Genomic DNA, 21,433 nt, shown 5'->3' with positions numbered 1-21,433 from the left:
AGGGCGTTATCCAGTCGAGCGTCTTGCCCATCTCCCCCCAAAACCCCACAGGATCAGACACAGACCGCGCATACATCTCATCATAACCAGCGCGATCAATATGCGCATCGGCCGTAAACGCGGCGGTTGGGGCGTAGGTTTTCTCAGACATGGTTTTCCTCCCAAAAGTAAACGCCCGCGCCTTTGACAGGAGCGGGCGGCCCCCGCAATGTGCGGGTCGCGGGGGCCGTCTCGATCTTAGATAGCGAGATATTCGGCGCGCAGCGCCTCATTCTCAAGGACTTCTTTCGCGCTACCATCATACACAACCGTGCCAGTGTCGAGGATAACTGCTCGATCTGCGAGGTTGAGGGCGCGCACGGCGTTTTGTTCGACCAAAACGGTGGTGATCCCTTGGGCTTTGATGATGCGCAGGGTCTTCTCTATCTCGTCGACGATAACGGGGGCAAGGCCCTCATAGGGTTCGTCGAGCAATAACACCTTGATATCGCGGGCAAGAGCGCGGGCGATGGCAAGCATTTGCTGTTCGCCACCTGACAGGGTGACGCCCTCTTGCTTGCGCCGCTCACGCAGACGCGGGAACAGCTCGTACAGACGCTCAAGTGACCAGCCGACAGGTTCGACGATTTGGGCCAATTGCAGGTTTTCCTCGACGGTCAGACCGGGAATGATGCGGCGATCCTCGGGAACCAAGGCGATGCCTTCGACGGCGGCCTGATAGGACTTCATGTTGTGAAGGCCCTTGTGATCGAGCCAGATTTCGCCGTGGGTAACTTGCGGATCGTCCAGACGGGCCAAGGCCCGCAGGGTCGAGGTCTTGCCCGCACCGTTACGGCCCAAAAGCGCGAGAATTTCGCCCTCATGGATGTTGAAGGACACGCCTTGGACGATATAGCTCTCGCCGTAATAGGCGTGAATATCCCAAGCCGAAAAGAACGCAGGCGCGGTTTCGGCGTGATTGGCGTTCGGGTTGAACTGTTTTTCTGCCATTGTCTCGCTCCTTAAGACGTATTCAAGTCAATGTGCCGATGCAGATTGCATTGAATGCGGGGCAACGATTGAATTGTGATGGACGTCCCCCGCGCCCGATGGCGGGGCGGGGATAACGTTTAGACTTCTTGGGTTTCGCCCAGATAGGCCTCTTTGACCTTCGGGTTGCCCTTGATGTTGTCGGGGGTGTCCTCGACGAGGGGGGTGCCCTGCGCCAGAACGGTGATACGATCCGCCAAAGAGAACACAACGTGCATATCATGTTCGATGATTGCGATGGTAATATCGCGCTGTTCTTTGATCTCTTTGAGAAGCGCGATTGTGTTGTTGGTGTCGGCGCGTGCCATCCCCGCTGTTGGCTCGTCGAGCAGCAGCAGTTTCGGCTCTTGCACGAGACACATCGCGATCTCGAGGCGGCGTTTGTCCCCGCGAGACAAGGCGGAGGCGAGCATGGTGGATTTCTCCAACATGCCGACATCGCTCAACATCTGTTCGGCTTTTTCAATCAGACCGACCTCGGCGCCCATGCTTTCCATTGCGTGCATACGAAAGGCACCATCGCGTTTGGCAAAGCAGGGGATCATCATGTTTTCCATCACCGTGAGATCACCGAAGATCTCGGGCGTCTGGAATACACGGGAGATACCCATTTGGTTGATCTCATGGGGCGCTCGCCCCAGAACGGACTGGCCGTCGAACATGACGGAGCCCGTGTCGGGGATGAGTTTGCCCACCAGACAGTTTAGCAGGGTGGACTTGCCTGCACCGTTCGGACCGATGATGGCGTGGACGGTGTTTTCCTCAACGGAGAGGTTCACGTCGCCGAGAGCTTGCAGGCCCCCGAAACGTTTTCCCACGCCTTTGACTTCAAGAATTCCCATTTTGAGTTCTCCTTAAACGACGTGTTTGCTGGGGTCGGGGTGATGTTCGGGATCGGGATCGTCGAGCTTATCCCGCTTGGTTCTGCCTTTTTTCAGGCGCGTCGAGATATGCTTGAGGCCTTCGACCAAACCACCTGGAAGGAAGGTGACGACGAGCATGAAGGTGACGCCCAGTGTGAGGTGCCAGCCTTCGCCTGTGAAGCGGGCAAAGAGCCAGACAACGAGGTCTTCGAGGCCGTCGGGCAACCAGTGGAACCAACTGTGCAGAACGCTTTCGTTGATCTTGGAGAAGATGTTTTCAAGATACTTGATCACACCTGCGCCAAGAACCGGCCCCATCAATGTGCCTGCACCACCAAGGATGGTCATGATGACAACCTCACCAGAGGCGGTCCACAGCATACGGTCGGCACCGGCGAGCGGGTCCATTGCAGCCAGAAGGCCACCGGCAAGACCCGCATACATGCCCGAAATCACGAAGGCCGCGAGCGTGTAGGGTTTGGGGTCGAGACCTGTGTAGGTCATGCGCTGCTGATTGGATTTCACCGCCCGCAACATCATGCCGAAGGGCGAACGGAAAATGCGGATCGCCATGTAGAAAGCGATGATCGCGATGATCGCACAGAAATAGTACCCCACAGAGAAGGTAAAGACGCGACCCAAGGCTTCGAGCTTGTAGGATGAGTTCATCGCCAGACCGAACAGGTTGGTGACGGGCAGAGAGCCTGTTTGAGCCGCAGTATCAAGAATGCGTGGATCTTCGAGAGACAGTTGCAGACCTGTTTCCCCGTTGGTGATGGGGGTTAGCACAGAATAGGCCATCTTGTAGCACATTTGCGCAAAGGCCAGTGTCAGGATCGAAAAGTAGATGCCCGAGCGGCGCAAAGAGACGTAGCCGATGGCCAGAGCAAAGATGCCCGAAACGACCATGGCCAACAAAATGCCGGGAATGACGTTCATCGTCAGAAGTTTGAACATCCACACCGCGGAGTAGGAGCCAATGCCGAGAAAGGCGGCGTGCCCGAAGCTGAGGTAGCCCGTGAGGCCGAACAGGATGTTGAAGCCCACAGCAAAAATCCCGAAGATCGCGATTTTCTGCATGAGGTCGGGATAGCCACCGTTGAACTGGGCAAGGCCCGATCCTTCGGCAAAGGGCTGCATCAGGAACGGCGTGAGCATGGTCAACGCAATTACAATCAGCAGGAATTTCGAGTCAGATTTATTGAGTCCGAGCATTTGATTAGTCCTCCATCACGCCTTTTTTGCCCATCAGACCGCGCGGACGGGTCAACAGGATGATAATGGCGACGACGTAGATGATGATCTGGTCGATACCGGGGATGATCGACTTGATTTCGTTCATCGAGGCGAAGCTTTCGAGTACGCCGAGCAGGAAGCCAGCAGCGACAGCACCGGGCAGGGAGCCCATGCCGCCGACAACCACCACGACGAAGGACAGCACGAGGAAGTCCATGCCCATGTGATAGTTCGGGCTGAGAACAGGCGCATACATCACACCTGCAGTTCCTGCCACGGCGGCGGCAAGTCCGAACATGAAGGTGAAGCGGCGGTCGATATTGATGCCCAACAGGCCCACCGTTTCGCGGTCGGCCATCCCCGCACGCACAACCATCCCGAAGGTGGTAAAGCGCAGGAAGGAGAACACGGCCCCGATGACGACAGCGGCAAACATAAAGTAGACCAGACGCCAGTAGGGGTAGACGATGCGGTTGGCTTCAAACCCGATCAAGGACCCGAAATCGAACGAACCTTTGAAGGCGTCCGGTGCGGGAGTGGAAATGGGGTTGGCGCCGTAGAAATACTTGATCACTTCCTGAAGCACGATGGCCAGACCGAAGGTCACGAGGATCTGGTCGGCATGGGGGCGCTTGTAGAAGTGTTTGATGAGGCCACGCTCCATGATGTAGCCGACAGCGATCATGATCGGGATGGAAAACAGGATGGCCAGAGGGACCGACCAATCAATCAGCCATGCCCCCGTTTCGGGGCCAAACCACGCCTCGACATAGGGCGTTTTGATCACGGCGGGGTTGCCGAGAAAATCTGTTTTGGTCGGGTCTACCGTCTCGAACGAAATCGAGAAGATGCGCGACAGTGTGACAGCACAAAACGCCCCGATCATGAAAATGGCCCCGTGGGCAAAGTTCACGACACCGAGCGTGCCAAAAATAAGTGTAAGCCCAAGCGCGATGAGCGCGTAAGCCGAGCCCTTATCGAGCCCGTTGAGCAATTGCGAAAGAATCGTCTCCATCGTCCCCACCTTAGGATTGTGGTTATGCTTTGGCATGAAACCCTCAACGCCGCAGCCTGTGAGAGGCGCGGAGGGAAGGGAACCGGAACCGCAAAGGATGCGGCCCCGATCGTTTCAATTGCATGAGGTGGAGCGCCCGACACCATGGGTCTCAGGGCGCTCCGAAGCGTCGGCGGTTTAGCCTGCGTTACACTGACCCAATGCGCCACCCGCGAACATGGGGTGATCGACATCGTAGGTAACTTGAGCTGCCGGCGTGACTTCAACCACTTCGAGAAGGTCGAACTCGGACGTCGGATTCTCTTTACCGCGCACAACCAGAACGTCTTTGAAGCACTGGTGGTCGCCTGCACGGTAGAGGGTTGGACCGTTGCCCAAGCCGTCGAACTGGAAGTCCTCAAGGGCTTCTGCAACTGCACATGGGTTGAACGATCCCGCACGCGCCACTGCGTCTGCATAAAGCAGGGTCTGGCAATACGTGGTGTGCGCAGCCTGCGATGGTGGGAAGCCGAACTTGGTGCCGAAGGATTTAACGAAGGCTTTGGAGCCCTCATCCTGAAGCGACCAGTGCCAGTTTGTCGAGCCGTGGATACCTTTAACGTTTTCACCAGCACCACGCGCCATGAGGCGGGAGTAGAGTGGAACAACGATTTCGAAGTTCTTGCCGTTGACCATCTTGTCACGCAGGCCGAACTGAACGGCGTTGGTGAGCGAGTTGACCATATCCCCACCGTAGTGGTTCAGAACAAGCACATCGGCATCTGTCTGCAAGACGGGCGTAATGTAGGATGAGAAGTCGCCTGCGCCGAGCGGGGTGCGAACCTTGTTCACAGTTTCCCAACCCATAGCTTCGGTTGCCGCAGCAATCGACTCTTCTTGGGTCCAGCCCCATGAGTAGTCAGCGGTCAGGTGATAGGCTTTACGGTCAGTGCCGTAGAGGTTTTTCAGCACAGGGGCGAGAGCCGCCGCGGACATATACGCGTTAAAGAAGTGACGGAAGCCGTTGGCTTTCTTGTCTTTACCTGTTGTGTCGTTGGAGTGCGTGAGGCCAGCCATAAAGATGACGCCTGCCTCTTGGCACAGACCTTGAACAGCAATCGCCACGCCGGAGCTTGAGCCGCCGGTGATCATGATAGCGCCGTCTTTTTCGATCATGGACTTTGCCGATGCGCGGGCTGCGTCCGATTTCGTCTGCGTGTCGCCTGTGACGTACTGGACCTTCTTACCCATGATGCCGTTACCTTCGAGCACTTTGGAGCTGAAGGTGTTGAGCATACCGCCGTCGCCCTCACCATTGAGGTGCTCAACAGCAAGCTCGTAGGCGCGTAGCTCGTCGGCACCCTCATCGGCATAGGCACCAGACTGGGGAACGTTGAAGCCGAGCGTTACGGTGCCGCCGGTTGGCTCGTTGGTGAACGCCATTGCGCCAGAGGTGAAGATCGTCGGCATAGCGAGACCAGCACCTGTGACGGCACCAGTCTTCAACAGACCGCGACGTGTGAAGTTGGATGTGGACATATTTATCCTCCCTAAAGGTTTTATTCCGACCCATTGCGCCTCCTCCGCGCTTTGGGTCGTCACCTGTTTTTTACGCCGCGAGGCGTTAACAGGATGGGAGGAGTATGAGCGGGGAAAGGAAAATTTCTCAACAAGTCACTATTGGTAAATGATTTTTTTGTTAACGTTTACACAATGCAGTGGTACACATTGTAAAGAAATTTTCGCGCGGTTGCAGCATTGCACGAATGCGCGCGCAGAAAGATGCTGAAAACGCTAAGGAATACATATGCCGCGTTCCACCCTCACAGGCAGCCGCATCCGCGAGCGCCGCACGCTCAAGGGCATTAAGCAGGCCGATTTGGCCCGTCGGGTCGGGATTTCGCCTGCTTACCTCAATCTGATCGAACACAATCGCAGGAGAATCGGCGGCAAGTTACTTGTCGATCTGGCTCGCGAGCTTGAGGTCGATCTGATGGCCTTGTCGCAGGGCGCTCATGCGCCTCTGGTCGAGGGCTTGCGGGCGGCTGCAGGCGAGGCAGGGGAGGCCCGTGACATGGCCGAGATCGACCGTGTCGAGGATTTTGCTGACCGCTTTCCCGGATGGGCGGGGCTGATGATACAGCAGCGCGATCACATCGGCGCGTTGGAGCGTCGTGTCGAGGCGCTCAATGACCGCTTGGCCCATGACCCTTATTTGAGTGATGCGTTGCATGACCTGTTGTCTTCGGTGACGGCGGTGCGCTCGACGGCGGGTATTCTCAATGCAGGGGACGATATTGACCCCGAATGGCGTGTCCGTTTTCACCGTAATATATATGAGGATAGCCAACGTCTCGCGGACGGGGCGCAGTCGCTCGTCACCTACCTCGACACCATCGGTTCGGCCCACGAGGGATTGTCGACGCCGCTCGACGAGGTCGAAGCATGGCTTGCGGCGCAGTCCTATGCGCTCGGCGATGAGGCTGGCGAGGCGATCCCTGATGATGTGTCCGATAGTGTGCCCGCCTCGCCAGAGAATACAGCGGAGGCGGAGACCGCGACCACAAGCCCGTTAAAAAGCCTCGCCGCACAACAGCTTGCTCGCGACTGGCAGGCGAAGGCCGCGCAGGATGCCGCCGCCATGCCGCTTGATCAGGTGGATGCGGTTCTTGCGGAATTTGGCCCTGATCCATCGGCTTTGGCGCGTGCGGCGGGTGTGCCACTTGATGCGGCGATGCGTCGTCTCGCTGCGCTGCCGCCCGCCGATCACCGCCCGCCTATTGGCCTCGCGCGTTGCGATGGCTCGGGGACGCTGACCTTTCGCAAGCCGCTCGACGGCTTTGTTTTGCCTCGCTTCGGCGCGGCTTGCCCGCTGTGGCCACTCTATCAGGCATTGCTGAGCCCGACGGTCCCTGTGCGCCGTCTGATCGAGGCGCAGGGGCAGCCCGCCCGCCGTTTTGTCGCCTATGCGGTTTGCCAGCCGACGCAAGCGCCACAGTTCGACGCGCCGCAAATCGTCGAGGCCACGATGATGGTTGTGCCGTTGGAACATGCGGGGGCCACAGTGCCGCTTGGCGATGCCTTGGGGGTGGGGTCGACCTGCCGTGTCTGTGTGCGACCCGACTGTGCGGCGCGGCGGGAGCCGTCCTTGGTCATGGTTGACCATACGTAAGTTGGCCGCGTTTAAAGGAAACTCCGGTTAAGTCTTTTGACTCGCGCCCTTTGAGCGGCGATAAGAGAGGGAACCAATGGGAGAGGGGGACTGCATGGGCAAACGTGTCCTGCTCATCGAAGACGAGCCTAATATTATTGAGGCCATTCGGTTTATTCTGTCGCGTGATGGTTGGGCGGTGGAAACGCATTCCGATGGCGGAACAGCTGTGGCGGCGGTCGAGGCCAAAGTCCCGGACATTATCATCCTCGACGTCATGCTCCCCAATAAATCCGGCTTTGATATTCTGCGCGAGTTGCGTGAGATGGACGCTCATAAAAACCGTCCCATCATGATGCTCACCGCGCGGGGCCAGAAAAAGGACCGCGAGTTGGCTGAGGTCTCCGGGGTGTCTGTCTTTATGACCAAGCCCTTTGCCAATGCCGATATGTTGGAGGCGGTGCGCACTTTGGCGCGTGAGGCGCAGGGCGCATCCCAAAGCGGCGATGGCTGACCCGACACAGATCCCTCTTGACCGTCTCGATCCCGAGCAGGCGGAAAGTGGCGATCCTGATGTGCCGCGCCCAGACCTGTCGCGAGTCGAACGCCGCACGCCGCTTTACCTCGCGCGGGCCTCTTACCGCCAACGCCGTTGGATAGATGCGCAGCGTTTATTGCCGTTCCTGTTGTTTTCGCTCTACCTTTTGCCGCTCCTTTGGGGAGGTGACGACACGGGAGAGCCCGTGGGACGAGGCGTGCGAGCTGTCGTCTTTGTCTTTGTGATTTGGGGTGTGGCGATTATGGGCAGTGTGGCCTTTGCCGTCGCGATGCAGCGTAAAGTCGCGCAAGAGCCACGCTTGGGCGGAGAGCGAAGCCCGACGGACGATCCCACCATCCCGCAGGACGGGGAGGGTTAAAAATGCTGTCATTCAACCTGCTCGTCGTTGTCTGTCTGACTTATGCCTCGCTGTTGTTCGTGGTGGCCTTTTGGGCCGAGAAACGCGCCGAGCGGGGCCGTTTGGGGTGGCTGCGCTCCCCCACGGTCTACACGCTGTCGCTTTCGATCTATTGCACCGCATGGACGTTTTACGGCGCGGTAGGCTATGCGGCCCGTTCGGGGCTTGAGTTCGTAACGATCTATGTCGGGCCGAGCCTGGTGATGATCGGCTGGTGGTGGGTCTTGCGCAAATTGGTGCGCATCGGGCGCACACAGCGCATCACCTCCATTGCCGACCTGATCTCGTCCCGCTTCGGGAAGTCCAACACCCTTGGTGTGCTTGTCACCTTGCTCGCCGTGATCGGCACAACGCCCTATATTGCGCTGCAACTTCAATCTGTTGCCCTGTCTTTCGCAGTTTTCGGGATCAACGACCCCAACGCGATCGTGGTCACGGACCTGAACAAAACCGCGCTTTGGGTTGCGGGGGGGCTGACCCTGTTCACCATCCTGTTCGGGACGCGCAACCTAGACGCCAACGAGCGTCACCACGGGGTTGTGACCGCGATTGCCTTGGAAGCGGTGGTGAAACTCATAGCCTTGCTCGCGGTGGGGGTGTTCGTCGTCTGGGGCGTGGGTGGCGGTTTGGGAGAGACCTTGGCGCGGATCGACGCCTCACCCATTGCCCAACAATCCATCAACAGTACACGGTGGGTGACGCTGACACTCTTGGCCGCTGCGGCGTTCCTTACGCTGCCGCGTATGTTCCAAGTGCTCGTGGTCGAAAATCCGGAGGAAAGCCACTTGTTTACCGCAGGCTGGGCCTTTCCGCTCTATGTCTTCTTCATGTCGCTGTTTGTGATCCCGATTGCGGCGACTGGGTTGGCTGTGCTGCCGGAGGGGGCGAACCCCGACATGTTCGTGTTGACCATTCCGCTGAATTTTGACCAACACGCACTGGCGGCCTTGAGCTTTTTGGGCGGGTTCTCCTCGGCCACGTCGATGGTAATCGTCGCCGCAATTGCCCTCTCGACGATGGTGTCCAACCACATTGTGATGCCGATCTGGCTGTCGAGCCGTAAAGACGGGGCAACAGTATCGGGCGATGTCCGCTCGGTCGTGTTGCTGGCGCGGCGGCTCTCAATTGCGGGGGTGCTGGCCCTTGGCTACCTGTATTTCCACATCTCGGGTGGCTCGGAAGCCCTCGCGGAAATCGGCCTGATTTCCTTCACGGGGGTGGGGCAGGTCTTGCCTGCGATGATCGGTGGTGTGTTCTGGCGTGGCGCCACACGCGTGGGTGCGATTGCCGGCATTCTGACCGGATTTGTGATCTGGGCCTACACGATGTTCCTGCCCTCTTTCGGGGCGGCGGCTGGGTTCTCGGACGCATTTCTGGCCAACGGCCCGTTTGATCTTGCGTGGCTGCGCCCGCAAGCCCTGTTTGGTGTCACGGGAGCCGACCCCGTTGTCCATGCCGTAGCGTGGTCCTTCGCGTTCAATACGCTGGCGTTCGTGCTCGGCTCTTTGCTGTCCTTTCCGCGTCCCGTGGAGCGGCTGCAAGGCGCGCAATTCGTCAATGTGTTCGAGCATACAGGGGCTGCACGGCGGTGGTCGGAGGGCTTGGCCGAGGCCGAAGATCTGTTGATGATGGCGCAACGCATTGTCGGGCCTGCCGAGGCGCAAAAACTGTTTCAGGCCGAGGCCGATGCCCAAGGAAAACAAGGCTATTTGCCTGATGTGACCCCTGCGTTCCTAGAGCATTTGGAGCGTGAACTGGCGGGCTCTGTGGGGGCCGCAACGGCTCACGCCATGCTCGGCCAACTGGTCGGCGGCTCTGTGGTTTCGGTCGAGGATTTGATGGCTGTGGCCGATGAAGCCGCCCAGATCATGGAGTATTCCAGTCAGCTGGAAGCCAAATCCACGGAACTGGCCCGCACGGCCCGCCAATTGCGCGAGGCCAACGAGAAACTCACCGCGATCTCGATTCAGAAGGACGCCTTCCTGAGCCAGATCAGCCACGAGTTGCGCACCCCGATGACCTCTATCCGTGCCTTTTCCGAGATTTTGCACGATGGCGGAGAGATGGATGACGAAAACCTCAAACGGTTCTCGGGGATTATCCACGACGAGGCCCAACGGCTGACGCGGCTGCTCGACGATCTTCTTGATCTGTCTGTGTTGGAAAACGGTCAGGTGACGTTGAACTGGACGCGGACCAATTTGCACGACGTGATTGCCCGCGCGGTTGAGGCCACGACACAGGGGGGCAGGGATGCGGGTTTGGTCGTGCATCGCGCCGAGTTGAGCGAACATATTGCTATCGACACCGACCCTGACCGTCTGGCGCAGGTGTTTATCAACCTGATCACCAATGTGCGCAAATACTGCGATGCACGTCACCCCGAATTGCACATTACGGTCAAACGGGTCGGGCGGGATCGCCTTCAGATCGACTTTGTCGATAACGGATCGGGCATCCCGAAAGACAAACAGGCGATGATTTTCGAGAAGTTCTCGCGCCTGACGGATCACGCCAAAGCGGGCGGGGCGGGGCTTGGTTTGGCGATTTGTCGCGAGATCATGCACAACCTTGGCGGTACGATTTCCTATCTTCCTGGCCAAGGTGGTGCGGCTTTCAGGCTTGAACTGCCGCGGGTGCGCCGGATGCCTGAGCGCTCCGTAAAGGCAGACTAAACCGCTCATTTCGGCGCGAGCGCAAATTTATTACCTGAATCAAGGTTTTGTTTACCGAGTTGGGGCAAGGTCGAGATCAATCAGGAATAATATGCGCATGTCAGACGAAGACGTAATTTCAGCCTTGAGACGCAAAACTGGCGCGGGACGTCCGCCGCCAGAGGTGCAACCGATGTCACCGACCAAAGCGATGCGTGTCGGGTTTGCCAAAGCGGCCGAAGAGGCGATGGAGTTGGTGTTTCAGGTCCAACAGGTCACGGAGCGCCGCCTGACGGTCTCGGCGCTGACCGAAAGCCTTCCCGAAAATGCGCTTCTTGCGCTGTTGGAGGGGCCGCTCGAACAGTTCGGGCTGATGGTCTTTGATCACATTACAACCGCCTCTATCGTCGAGAAAATGACCACAGGGGCCGTGTTGCCTATGGCGCCCGAGGAACGACAACCCTCGACCACCGATGCCGTCATGTGTTCTGATTTGATGGACCGTATGCTTGAGGCTTTTGAGGATCAAATTTCCGAAGCTCCCGATCCGCCGATGGTCCAAGGGTTCCGATATGCGGCTCGTCTGCAAGAGGCGCGTTCCATCTCCTTGGCCTTTGACGACGTGCCGTATCGCTGTTTCTTCATCACTGCGAAACTCGGGCGTGTCGGACGTGAAAGCACCGTTGTCTTGGCGTATCCCTATGCGCCGCCACAGCCCAAGCGGGCGAAGGGTGAGGAAAGCGCGTGGGGCAAGGAGTTCAAGGATGTTGTGATGGGCGCCCATGTGACGCTCGACACGGTGTTGCATCACTTCAAACTCTCCTTGGCGGATGTGTCTGCATGGGAGGAGGGGACCGTGATCCCGATCCCGCGCGAAGCCTTGTCGCGGGTGGAGGTGCGGGCTCAGGATGGCCGTAAGGTGAGCCGTGGCCGTATTGGCCAAATCAGCGGTATGCGGGCGGTGCGTATAGATTTGACCGAGGACGAGGGGTCGAGTGTGGCGCTTGACGGGCAGGCGCTTGATCTGGGCGGGATGGCTGCAAAGGACGGTGATATGCCGTCTTTGGGCGATCTTGGTGCGATGGAGGCGTCGGATATGGGGTCCGCCGATCTTGAACCCGATGCCGTTGGTAATGGGCTGGGAGACATGCCCGCGATGGGAGATTTACCTGATCTGCCCGACCTGCCCGATGTGGACGGCGCGGGGGATGATCTGCCTGATCTTGATGACTTCCCCGCAATAGAAGACCTGCCGCCACTTGGTGATCTGGCCCCGCTTGGCGAGTTGCCCGACTTGGATTGAGGCGCCTTTTGCGTGGACCTGTTCCCAACGGAGCTTGATGTGAATCAAGGCCCTCGGAGCAAATTTGCGCGAAGATCATCAGCAAGGAGGGCACGATATGAAAAGCCTTGAAGACAGACGTGCGCAACTCTTAGCTCGTCGCAGTGAGCTTGAAACGCGCCTACATGACATTGACGATGAACTCGACGCCCACCAGTCCAAGGATTGGGAGGAGCTTGCGACCGAGCGCGAAGGCGACGAGGTTCTCGAAGGAATGGGAAACGCAGGCAATGCCGAACTGGCCTTGATTGACGCGGCCCTCAAACGCATCGACAGCAAGGAATATGGGGTGTGCGCCAAATGTGGTGAGGCCATTAGCGAAGAACGGCTCGATCTATTGCCGCACACACCGCTGTGCCGCAACTGTGCCGCCTGACCCAAATTCAAAGGCCACGGGCCAATGTGGTTCGTGCCGAAACGGGAGGACCACCATGACCAAGAAAACAGATCGTGAGATTGACCAAATCGTAGACACGCTTGTGGGCGACCATGAGGTGGCCGAGACATTGAAGGCCAAGCTACATGACACGCCACTACCTGCCGAGAAGGCGGAGCGTGCGGACCCAGAGCAGGGAGAGCCAGATCGTGCGGATGGTGCCGATGATCTGTGGGATAACCTGCCCATTTAAACGTCGCCTGCAATCCAAAGGTTGCGTCGCGCCAAGGCGCATGTGATCCAATGAAAGGAGGCCGATATGGCCTTTGAAGCGCTTAAAATGCAAGCCTACATGATCCTTGATGAGATTGCGCAGCGCCCTGCGGATCGTCATATCCTGCAAGAACAGCTACGCGAAAAACTGTCCGAGCTGTCGAGCCTTGGCTTGCCACTGCCCGAGGATTTGGTGCGGCTGGAGGAGGAGCTGGAGCAAAACAACGCCGATCAACTCTATCCAAAGCCTTCAGATGATCCCGCATGACGATACGCGCGAATTGAGTAGTCCGTGAGTCTGTATCGCTCTCGCGACCCATGTGCAGTGTCGCGACCTTTCTCAACAGTTCCTTGCGTTTAGCGCTGCATCAGGTCAGAAATAGACAAGGCGATGATGGACGTGGCAGGAGTGGTTATGGCGACCGAAGAGCAAAAGGCGAGTGCCGCATTACGGATCAAAGGGCCAATCGCGTTTGTTGTTTTATCCAATCCGCCGACCAACGCCCTATCAGATGAAATGCGGGCCACGATTTATGCCCATGTCGAGACGGCAGATGCCGACCCGTCCGTGAGTGCTATCGTCTTGGTCGGGCGGGGACAGCGGTTCTCGGCAGGTATGCGTGATGCCGACCTTGATCGCCCGCAGGCTTTTCCTGACCTGAATACCTTATGCAACCGTATTGAGATGTGTTCCAAACCCGTGGTGGCGGCGCTGACAGGGGCGATTTCTGCCGAAGGTGCCGCTCTGGCCTTGGCTGCACATTATCGCATTATGGAGAAAAACGCGCGGATTTCGTTTTCCGACGCTCATTTTGCCCTCGTCCCGGCGGGCGGTGTCACACAGCGTTTGCCGCGCCTTATCGGAATTGAGGCCGCATTGGCCGTCTTGTTGCCTGCCGCGACGATCCCCGCTGCCTCGGCCCAAGAGATGGGCCTTGTTGACTTGGTGGCCTCCCAAAAGATCCGTGTCGCGGCCATTAACTTTGCCCGCGAACGGTTGGCGGAAGGCGGTCAGCCGCGTCGCGTGCGGGATATGGATCGTGTCTTTTCGCATCCCCAAAATAACACCGCTGCCATAGCTGAGGCCCGTCGTACCTATGGGCAGCGGTCTTTTGCGGCCAACCGGATCATTGATTGTGTCGAGGCGACGATGCTCTTGCCCTTCGAGGCGGGTCTGGGGCGCGAAGAGGTCGAGCGCAATGAGGCTTTGGCTTCTCCACAAAGCATTGCCCTGCGTCATGCTCATGTCAGCGAACGCCGCGCCGCACGTCCTCACGGATTTACCGCCGCCGATGCGCGGCCCGTGGCCACTCTTGGCCTGTCCGGAGCGTCGAACCTTGCGCTGGGCCTGTGCCTGATCGCTCTGGATCACGGTGTGCGGGTGCGGTTTCTTGCGCCCACTGCCGAAATTGCACAGGCGACATTGAGCAAGATAAACCACGCCTATGACGTGGCCGAGACCAAAGGCCAAGTCACGGCGGATCAAAAGCAATCCCGTCTCGACAGCTTTTTCGTGAGCGCCGATCCCGCCAGTTTTGCCGATTGCGATGCGGTGATCGAGGCCACGACCGGGACGCTTGATGCCCGCGTCAATGCCCTGCTCAAGGTTGAGACGGCTTTGAATGCGGACACGCCTTTGGCCACGGTTTCGGATCGTGCGGTGGAGCAGATGGCGGGAAAACTTGCGCATCCCGAACGGTTCTGCGCAACACATATTTTCGCCCCTGCGCAAGTGATCCGGTTGGTGGAGCTGGGGCGTGCCCCCGCGACGAATGCGGCGACCCTTGCGACCTTCCATAAAATGCTCACGTCTATGGGCAAGCGGGTTGTGAGCGTGCAGGCACGGGATGGTTTTGTGGCCAATAGGGTGCAAGAGGCAACTCTTCAGGCGGTGGATGTCTGTTTGTTGCTGGGTGCCACTCCGGCCCAAATAGACGCTGCAATGACGCGGTTCGGCTTCGCGACAGCCCCTTGTGCAATGATGGACCGCATCGGCCTCGAACATTTTAGCGGCACGGTCGCACAGGCTTTGGTCGCTGCAGGGCTTGCTTCTGTGTCGGGGCGTGGATTTTTCGATGCTGACGGGACGGATGTCGCATCCCTTGAGGTGATCGGGCTGTTGCGAGAGGCGGGTGAAATCACACCGATGACCTTTACGGATAGCGAGTTGATCAAGCGGATTGTTCTGGCTCAGGCCAATGCAGGCGTGCATTTGTTGGAGCAGGGCGTGGTGGAATATCCGTTCGACATCGACGTGATTATGATGCTCGGCAAGGGCTTTCCCCGTCATCATGGCGGACCGATGCAATGGGCGGACCAACTCACCCTGTTTCAGGCCGAAAAGGCGTTGAAACGCTACGCCAGTACCTCGCCCGAGGTCTGGGCGCCTGCGACACTATGGCGTGAATTGGTCAAGAGTGGCGAAAGTTTCAAGTCTCTCAACGCTACCCGCTAAGCCACACATATAAAGACTTATTTTTGATTGTGGTCTCGGGGCTTGCATCCGTGTGCGCTCTGTCGTGTTGCGTGACCCAACGGCACGCTCTCTTTTTATAACGCCCTTGATCGAAATCAAGGAGCGCGAGCGCTGCGTGGCCTAATTACGGTCTCGAACGCAGGGTGCAACGTCTTCAGTCAGGGCGTAGCAACTTGCCTTCCTCCTGCGGGCCTTCCTTCCGACTGTCCGCACCGTATCCAGTCCTTTGTGCGTGGGCTGAATACTATACTGGCGCCCGCGGGTTTATGCGTTTCTCCCCGGGCGCCATTTTTTTCACCATTTTCGAGCGACCTGTGCAGTGTTGCGAACGGGGCTTGTCTGTGCGCCCATTGCAGCGGGTCGTCTGGTCGTTAAAGTGAGGTCAAGGGAGACATCACCGTGACTGATAGCATTGATCCGAACGCGATTTGCGAGACTGCTTTGGCGTGGCACCGTGAGGGCACGGGCGCCGTTTTGGCCACCGTGATCAACACATGGGGCAGCGCACCGCGCCCTGTCGGCAGTCAATTGGCCATTTCGGGGCGCGGCGATATGGTTGGCTCGGTGTCGGGCGGCTGTGTCGAAGGCGCGGTGATCACCGAGGCGCTGGACCTGATTGCTGCACCCGAGATGAAAATTCTGGAATTTGGCGTGGCTGATGAGGATGCGTTTTCCGTCGGCTTGGCCTGTGGCGGGACCATCCGTGTGCTGTTGGAGCCTGTGGGCGCGGTCATGCCCGAAGAGATGTTGGCCCAGATCGTAGAGGCCCGCGCGACCCGCACCCCTGCGGCCTATGTCGTCAATCTGACAAGCGGGGCGCGGTATCTGGCGGACCCGACAGAGTTTGCAGCGCGCTTTGCCTCGGATCGCTCGGGTCTTGAGGCCGATGGGGAGACTTTTGTGGCCATTCACAATCCGCCTGCACGGATCGCGGTGATCGGCGCGGTGCATATTGCCCAAGCGCTCTTGCCAATGGCACGGATCGCGGGGTTTGATGTGCATCTGATTGATCCCCGCGGGGCCTTTGCTTCCGAGACCCGTTTCCCGAATGAAGTGATCAGTGACGACTGGCCTGATGCTGCGCTTGACGCCTATGGGTTAGATGCCCGCACGGCGGTGGTGACGTTGACCCATGATCCCAAACTGGATGATCCCGCCTTGATGCGGGCGCTGACGTCTGAGGCCTTCTATGTCGGATCACTCGGCTCGACGCGCACCCATGCCAAACGGGTGACGCGATTGGCGCAGGCGGGATTGAGTGCGGAGCAGATCGCGCGGCTCCATGCTCCTGTGGGGCTCAAAATTAAAGCGCAATCGCCCGCTGAGATCGCGGTGTCGATCCTCGGGCAAATCATCGAAGTGATGCGGGCTGCCTGAGCGATGCGGCGCGTGGCACTTTACGGGCAGGGCCGATCTGTGATCTGCTCACATAAAGACAAAAGGGAGGGCGCGGTATGACGATGCTCACACTCAAGATCAACGGCGAGGACAAAACCGCGCAAGTCGAGGGGCGCACGCTCTTGGTCGATTTTCTGCGCGATGGTGGACTGACGGGCACCCATGTGGGCTGTGAGACCAGCCAATGCGGGGCCTGCACGGTGCATCTCAATGGCGCACCCGTCAAAGCCTGTTCGGTCTTTGCGCTTGAGGCCGAAGGTGCCGAGATCACCACGATCGAGGGCATGGCGACGCGAAACGGCGATGCGCTCGGGCTGTCGTCGATTCAGGCGGCGTTCAAGGAACACCACGGATTGCAGTGCGGGTTTTGCACACCGGGCATGATCATGTCGGCGGCGGCGCTGCTCAAAGAGGTGCCCAAGCCAACCGTGGCGCAAATCCGCAGCCATCTGGAGGGCAATATTTGCCGCTGCACGGGCTATCATAACATCGTCAAAGCGATCATGGCCGCAAGCGGTCAGGACGTGTCTGACGTGGCCGCAGTGTAGGAGGGCGCAGGATGTACGACTTTGAATTGATCCGCCCCGCGTCTCTGGCCGAGGCTATCGACGCGCTCAAAGACGAGGATGCACAGGCGCTTGGGGGCGGGCAGACCTTGATCCCGACGCTTAAAGCCCGACTTGCGATGCCGTCCACTTTAGTTTGCCTGTCTGGGCTGTCCGAGATTGTTGGGATTTGCGACGGCGATGACGGGCGGCTTTGTATTGGCGGGGCCACGACCCACGCCCAAATCGCCCGCGACGCGACGCGGTTCCCCGCGCTTGCGAACCTCGCGGGACAGATCGGGGACGCGGCGGTGCGTACCCGTGGCACAATCGGCGGATCGGTGGCCAACAATGACCCGTCCGCCTGCTATCCCGCTGCGGTTTTGGCCTGTGGCGCGGAGATTTGCACGCCTGCGCGAACCATTCCCGCCGATGACTTTTTCGTCGGTCTGTTCGAGACGGCTCTGGAGGAGGGGGAGATCATCACAGAGGTTCGGTTCCCCGTGCCGGCCCGCGCGGCCTACGCCAAATTTGAACAACCCGCCTCGCGGTTTGCACTCGTGGGCGTGTTCGTCGCGGATTTTGGTGGCGATGTGCGTGTGGCGGTGACAGGCGCGAGCGGGGAGGGCGTGTTTCGGTGGCATGAGGCCGAGGCGGCTTTGTCGCGCGATTTCAGCCCCGAGGCGCTCGACGGTCTAGCGGTTGATCCTGATGGGATGATGTCGGACCCGCATGGGGCGGCGGATTACCGTGCGCATTTAATTGGCGTTATGACGCGCCGTGCCGTGCAGCAGGCCTGCGCAAAATAGGAATCTCTCGCGAGAATCATCCCGATTAGGGGTGAAAAATCCGTGAGCGCAAAGAAAAATCCCCGAAACCGTGAGGTTTCGGGGAGACCCTGTCAGACTCGGCGTCTGATGCAGCGGCCCGTTATTCGGGCCTGCGGCGTGTTTATTTTGGAAGCGGTCCGATCATCATGATCATCTGGCGACCTTCCATTTTCGGCATGTTTTCGATTTTGCCGATCTCTTTGGTGTCTTCTGCAACGCGTTCAAGCAGGTTGCGACCCAAATCCTGGTGCGCCATTTCACGACCACGGAAACGCATGGTGATCTTCACCTTGTCACCGTTTTCCAAAAACTTCATAACGCTGCGCATTTTCACACCGTAATCATGGGTGTCCGTATTGGGACGGAACTTCACCTCTTTGATTTCAATGATCTTTTGGTTTCTGCGAGCCTCGGATTCACGTTTTTGCTGTTCATACTTGAACTTGCCGTAATCCATGATTTTGCACACGGGTGGCGTAGCATTTGGTGAGATTTCCACGAGGTCGAGATCGACTTCGGCGGCCATTTCCAAGGCACGCTGAGGCGTCACGACACCTACGTTTTCTCCTTCAGCGCCGATGAGGCGGATTTCCGGTGCGCGAATGTTATCGTTGATACGAGGACCGGTTTCTCTGGTCGGCGGGGCTCTGTGTGGGCGGCGGGCTATGACACGCTCCTATTTGTGATTTCTGTAAAGTGTTTGTGATCCCATCTGTGATCAAGCGCAAAAATAGTGCGAATGTAAGCAGCTTACAACAGCAAACTCGGCAATCCTTCGCGCGTGTGTCATTGAGGTGCGAAGGGCTCTTTTCTTCGCAGGTGCAGCATGGCATATGTCGCGCTGGAAGTTGAATATTTCTAATTGTATGTGAGGATCACAAATGACCAATCGTTTCGTTACTGGCGCCATCATCACGGGTCTCGCCCTGAGTCTTTCTGCATGTAAAGAAGACGCAAAAGATGCCGCTGACGCAGCCGCAGGGGCCGCGACATCCGCTGTCGAATCCACAACGGAAGCCGCCTCTGACGCTGCTGGCGCTGTGACTGAGGCTGTTGAAGGTGCCGCAGAAGCTGCCACAGACGCTGCGGCTGATGCTGTAGATACGGCTGCCGATGCCGTCGAAGGCGCAGTTGACGCTGCCGCAGACGCCGCAGAGGGAGCCGTTGAGGCCGCTACGGATGTCGCAGAAGAGGCTGCTGAGGCTGCTGGCGACGCAATGGATGCTGCGGGCGACGCCGTTGAAGGTGCTGCTGATGCTGCAACCGAATCAGCGTCCGACGCTGTTGATGCGGCCGCTGATATGGCTGACGATGCCGCAACTGCGGCAACCGATGCCGTTGAGGGCGCAACCGATGCTGCTGGCGATGCTGCCGATGCTGCGACAGACGCAGTTGATGCAGGTGCAGATGCCGCCGAAGGCGCTGCTGACGCCGCCACAGATATGGCTGATGAGGCTGCCGATACCGCTGCGGATGCAACAGAAGCCGCCACAGACGCCGCCGCTGATGCTGCCGATGCAGGTGCGGATGCCGTAGAAGGTGCTGCTGATGCGGCCGCCGACATGGCGGACGACGCAGCAGATGCGATGCCTGAAATGTCGATGGAGTCGATGAAGGAGCTGCTGACTGTTGACGGGTTCGACCTCGACAAAGTCACCGCCATGATCGAAGCCGCCCCGTTGGCTGACGACGCCAAAGCTACCGTGATCACCGCACTGGGTCGCGCCAAAGATAGCCCCGAGCTTCTTGGTGCCGTTCTTGAGCGCGTTCGCGGCCTCATCGGTATGTAATCCTAGTCTCTGACTAGATACGAATTTGGGCCGTGTAGGGGTGACCTTGCGCGGCCTTTTTTGTGGGCGGTGAGGGCGTGAGATCCTCGCGCCAAAGAAAAAGCCCCGCAGAAGCAGGGCCGTTTCATGAGTTCACTGTCAGACTGCGTTAGTCGACAAAGGCTTTTTCGACCACGTATTCCTTTGGCTCGGAGTTGGCGCCTTCGCGTAGCCCGAAGCCATCCAGAATGACCATAATGTCCTTGTTGAACGCGAGGTTGCCACAGACCATGCCGCGGTCGGTTTCGGGGTTGATTGGCGCGATGCCGAGATCCTCGAAAACCTTGCCGGACTTGAGGTTGTCGGTGACGCGGCCCATCTGGTGAAATTCCTCGCGGGTCGTCGTCGGGTAGTAGCGCAGCTTGCCATCCTCGATCTCGGAGAGGATTTCGTCGGATTTGATATGTTCGACCAATTGGCGACCGTATTCCAACTCGGACACCTGACGGCAGGTGTGCATCAGGATCACTTCGTCGAATTTCTCATAGACCTCAGGTTCACGCATCAATGAGGCAAAGGGCGCAATGCCTGTGCCAGTGGCGAACATCCACAGCCGTTTTCCGGGCAAGAGCGCATCTACAACGAGAGTGCCCACGGGTTTGGGGCGCAAAATGATCTCGTCACCCGCTTTGATATGTTGCAGGCGCGAGGTCAGCGGGCCGTCTTGGACCTTGATCGAATAGAACTCCAGATGCTCTTCCCATGAGGGCGAAGCAATGGAATAGGCGCGCAATAGCGGTTTGGCCTTGCCCGTCTTCGGGTTCACATCGCCCATCAGGCCGATCATCACAAATTCGCCAGAGCGAAACCGCAGCGTTTGAGGGCGCTCCACCTTGAACGAGAACAGGCGGTCATCCCAGTGTTTGACCTCCAATACTTTGGCAGCATCGGGCAGGGTGGGGACGGGTTTTGTTTTTACTTCGGTCACTTGGCTCAGCTCGGTCATGTCGGTTAGACGCTCTCTAATTGAGTATTTCGGATGTAGCTTTGATCCAGATCAGGCCTCATGGTCGCAAGGCCCAACGAGATCGCCGCGAAAGCGCACTGTTGGCGCTCTTTTGACCTGTCAGGCGCGTTTGCGCAAGCGGCTCTGGTAGTCGTTGGCGGTCCAATTGGCGCGAAAGGCCCATTGATCGGCGGGTTGGCGGGCCGCGAGATCGGCAGAGATTTCCACCTCGTCAAAACCCGCACGCCGCGCCATCGTATATTGATCCGCAATCACGTGACCCATTGCGCGCAACTTGCCCTTGTACCCGCCAAGGCGCAACAGCCGCGCCAAAGTGAACCCGCGCCCGTCCGAGAATGTGGGGAAGGAAATGCGGATGCCTTCGGCGTTGTTGTATTGTGGCAGCGTCGCAGGGTCGGTATCGGAGGGCAGATCAATCCAGATGCCGCTGAAGCTGTCCGTCGTAAATCCGTTATCTGTGACGATCACGTTCATGGCGGTGTCTCCCGTGTCTTGTGTGTCTGTCTGTGCATCT

General features: G+C 58.5%; 22 protein-coding genes. 13 read left to right on the top strand and 9 right to left on the bottom strand.

All coding sequences use genetic code 11. From position 1 onward, the window contains the following. From ACN0TS_RS09390 to ACN0TS_RS09365, 6 genes are all read right to left on the bottom strand, one after another. The coding region (locus ACN0TS_RS09390) for an acetyl-coenzyme A synthetase N-terminal domain-containing protein (protein WP_417259095.1) at positions 1–76 on the bottom strand (76 nt) is incomplete at its 3' end. A 161-nt stretch (positions 77–237) separates the two neighbouring features. Next, a complete protein-coding gene (locus ACN0TS_RS09385; RefSeq protein ID WP_417259084.1) occupies positions 238–990 on the bottom strand; it encodes an ABC transporter ATP-binding protein in 753 nt (250 codons plus the stop codon). 119 nt (positions 991–1,109) lie between these two features. Further along, positions 1,110–1,871, bottom strand: a complete 762-nt coding sequence (locus tag ACN0TS_RS09380; RefSeq protein WP_417259083.1) for an ABC transporter ATP-binding protein — start codon at positions 1,869–1,871, stop codon at positions 1,110–1,112. A 12-nt stretch (positions 1,872–1,883) separates the two neighbouring features. Then, positions 1,884–3,107 (bottom strand): branched-chain amino acid ABC transporter permease, encoded by a 1,224-nt coding sequence (locus ACN0TS_RS09375; protein ID WP_417259082.1) that lies wholly within the window; start codon positions 3,105–3,107, stop codon positions 1,884–1,886. A gap of 4 nt (positions 3,108–3,111) precedes the next feature. Next, the gene (locus ACN0TS_RS09370; RefSeq protein ID WP_417259081.1) at positions 3,112–4,143 is read right to left on the bottom strand and encodes a branched-chain amino acid ABC transporter permease; all 1,032 of its coding nucleotides are present in this window, start codon (positions 4,141–4,143) and stop codon (positions 3,112–3,114) included. A 177-nt stretch (positions 4,144–4,320) separates the two neighbouring features. Next, positions 4,321–5,661 carry a substrate-binding protein gene (locus ACN0TS_RS09365; RefSeq protein WP_417259080.1) on the bottom strand — a complete coding sequence of 447 codons (1,341 nt, stop codon included), beginning with the start codon at positions 5,659–5,661 and terminating at the stop codon, positions 4,321–4,323. Positions 5,662–5,929: 268 nt separating this feature from the next. On the opposite strand from ACN0TS_RS09365, the gene ACN0TS_RS09360 reads away from it, so the two are divergent. The 12 genes from ACN0TS_RS09360 (at position 5,930) to ACN0TS_RS09305 (ending at position 18,102) form a co-directional block, all read left to right on the top strand. After that, the gene (locus ACN0TS_RS09360; RefSeq protein WP_417259079.1) at positions 5,930–7,294 is read left to right on the top strand and encodes a short-chain fatty acyl-CoA regulator family protein; all 1,365 of its coding nucleotides are present in this window, start codon (positions 5,930–5,932) and stop codon (positions 7,292–7,294) included. Between the two features lie 94 nt (positions 7,295–7,388). After that, complete coding sequence (locus tag ACN0TS_RS09355; RefSeq protein ID WP_417259078.1) at positions 7,389–7,787, top strand: response regulator transcription factor; 399 nt, start codon at positions 7,389–7,391, stop codon at positions 7,785–7,787. Continuing rightward, positions 7,780–8,190: a hypothetical protein gene (locus ACN0TS_RS09350; RefSeq protein ID WP_417259077.1), complete on the top strand. Its 411-nt coding sequence runs from the start codon at positions 7,780–7,782 to the stop codon at positions 8,188–8,190. The genes ACN0TS_RS09355 and ACN0TS_RS09350 overlap by 8 nt, the downstream gene beginning before the upstream one ends. A 2-nt stretch (positions 8,191–8,192) precedes the next feature. Next, entirely contained in the window at positions 8,193–10,904 is a 2,712-nt protein-coding gene (locus ACN0TS_RS09345) for an ATP-binding protein (protein ID WP_417259076.1), read from the top strand. Between the two features lie 97 nt (positions 10,905–11,001). After that, the gene (locus ACN0TS_RS09340) at positions 11,002–12,186 is read left to right on the top strand and encodes a FliM/FliN family flagellar motor switch protein (RefSeq protein ID WP_417259075.1); all 1,185 of its coding nucleotides are present in this window, start codon (positions 11,002–11,004) and stop codon (positions 12,184–12,186) included. A 97-nt stretch (positions 12,187–12,283) separates the two neighbouring features. Continuing rightward, positions 12,284–12,601: a TraR/DksA family transcriptional regulator gene (locus tag ACN0TS_RS09335; protein ID WP_417259074.1), complete on the top strand. Its 318-nt coding sequence runs from the start codon at positions 12,284–12,286 to the stop codon at positions 12,599–12,601. Positions 12,602–12,656: 55 nt separating this feature from the next. Next, entirely contained in the window at positions 12,657–12,854 is a 198-nt protein-coding gene (locus ACN0TS_RS09330) for a hypothetical protein (protein WP_417259073.1), read from the top strand. A gap of 66 nt (positions 12,855–12,920) precedes the next feature. After that, entirely contained in the window at positions 12,921–13,142 is a 222-nt protein-coding gene (locus tag ACN0TS_RS09325) for a hypothetical protein (protein WP_417259072.1), read from the top strand. A gap of 123 nt (positions 13,143–13,265) precedes the next feature. Continuing rightward, entirely contained in the window at positions 13,266–15,329 is a 2,064-nt protein-coding gene (locus ACN0TS_RS09320) for an enoyl-CoA hydratase-related protein (protein ID WP_417259071.1), read from the top strand. Between the two features lie 420 nt (positions 15,330–15,749). Next, positions 15,750–16,727 carry an XdhC family protein gene (locus tag ACN0TS_RS09315; protein WP_417259070.1) on the top strand — a complete coding sequence of 326 codons (978 nt, stop codon included), beginning with the start codon at positions 15,750–15,752 and terminating at the stop codon, positions 16,725–16,727. 77 nt (positions 16,728–16,804) lie between these two features. Next, positions 16,805–17,296, top strand: a complete 492-nt coding sequence (locus tag ACN0TS_RS09310) for a (2Fe-2S)-binding protein (protein WP_417259069.1) — start codon at positions 16,805–16,807, stop codon at positions 17,294–17,296. 11 nt (positions 17,297–17,307) lie between these two features. Then, positions 17,308–18,102 (top strand): FAD binding domain-containing protein, encoded by a 795-nt coding sequence (locus ACN0TS_RS09305; RefSeq protein WP_417259068.1) that lies wholly within the window; start codon positions 17,308–17,310, stop codon positions 18,100–18,102. Positions 18,103–18,244: 142 nt separating this feature from the next. On the opposite strand, the gene infC is transcribed toward ACN0TS_RS09305, so the two are convergent. Further along, positions 18,245–18,790, bottom strand: coding sequence for a translation initiation factor IF-3 (gene infC, locus ACN0TS_RS09300; protein ID WP_417259094.1), 546 nt, complete (start codon positions 18,788–18,790; stop codon positions 18,245–18,247). 214 nt (positions 18,791–19,004) lie between these two features. Here infC and ACN0TS_RS09295 point away from each other — a divergent pair, with 214 nt between their 5' ends. After that, complete coding sequence (locus tag ACN0TS_RS09295; protein WP_417259067.1) at positions 19,005–19,913, top strand: translation initiation factor 3; 909 nt, start codon at positions 19,005–19,007, stop codon at positions 19,911–19,913. Between the two features lie 148 nt (positions 19,914–20,061). Here the strand turns inward: ACN0TS_RS09295 and ACN0TS_RS09290 are convergent, their stop codons facing one another. Together ACN0TS_RS09290 and ACN0TS_RS09285 are read right to left on the bottom strand one after the other, a co-directional pair. Further along, positions 20,062–20,898, bottom strand: coding sequence for a ferredoxin--NADP reductase (locus ACN0TS_RS09290; RefSeq protein ID WP_417259066.1), 837 nt, complete (start codon positions 20,896–20,898; stop codon positions 20,062–20,064). A 120-nt stretch (positions 20,899–21,018) separates the two neighbouring features. After that, entirely contained in the window at positions 21,019–21,393 is a 375-nt protein-coding gene (locus ACN0TS_RS09285; RefSeq protein ID WP_417259093.1) for a DUF934 domain-containing protein, read from the bottom strand. Between the last annotated feature and the right edge of the window lie 40 nt (positions 21,394–21,433).

This window comes from Celeribacter sp., from assembly GCF_048266405.1.
In the GTDB taxonomy this organism is placed as follows: domain Bacteria; phylum Pseudomonadota; class Alphaproteobacteria; order Rhodobacterales; family Rhodobacteraceae; genus Celeribacter.
This window is presented reverse-complemented; position numbering and strand designations above follow the sequence as displayed.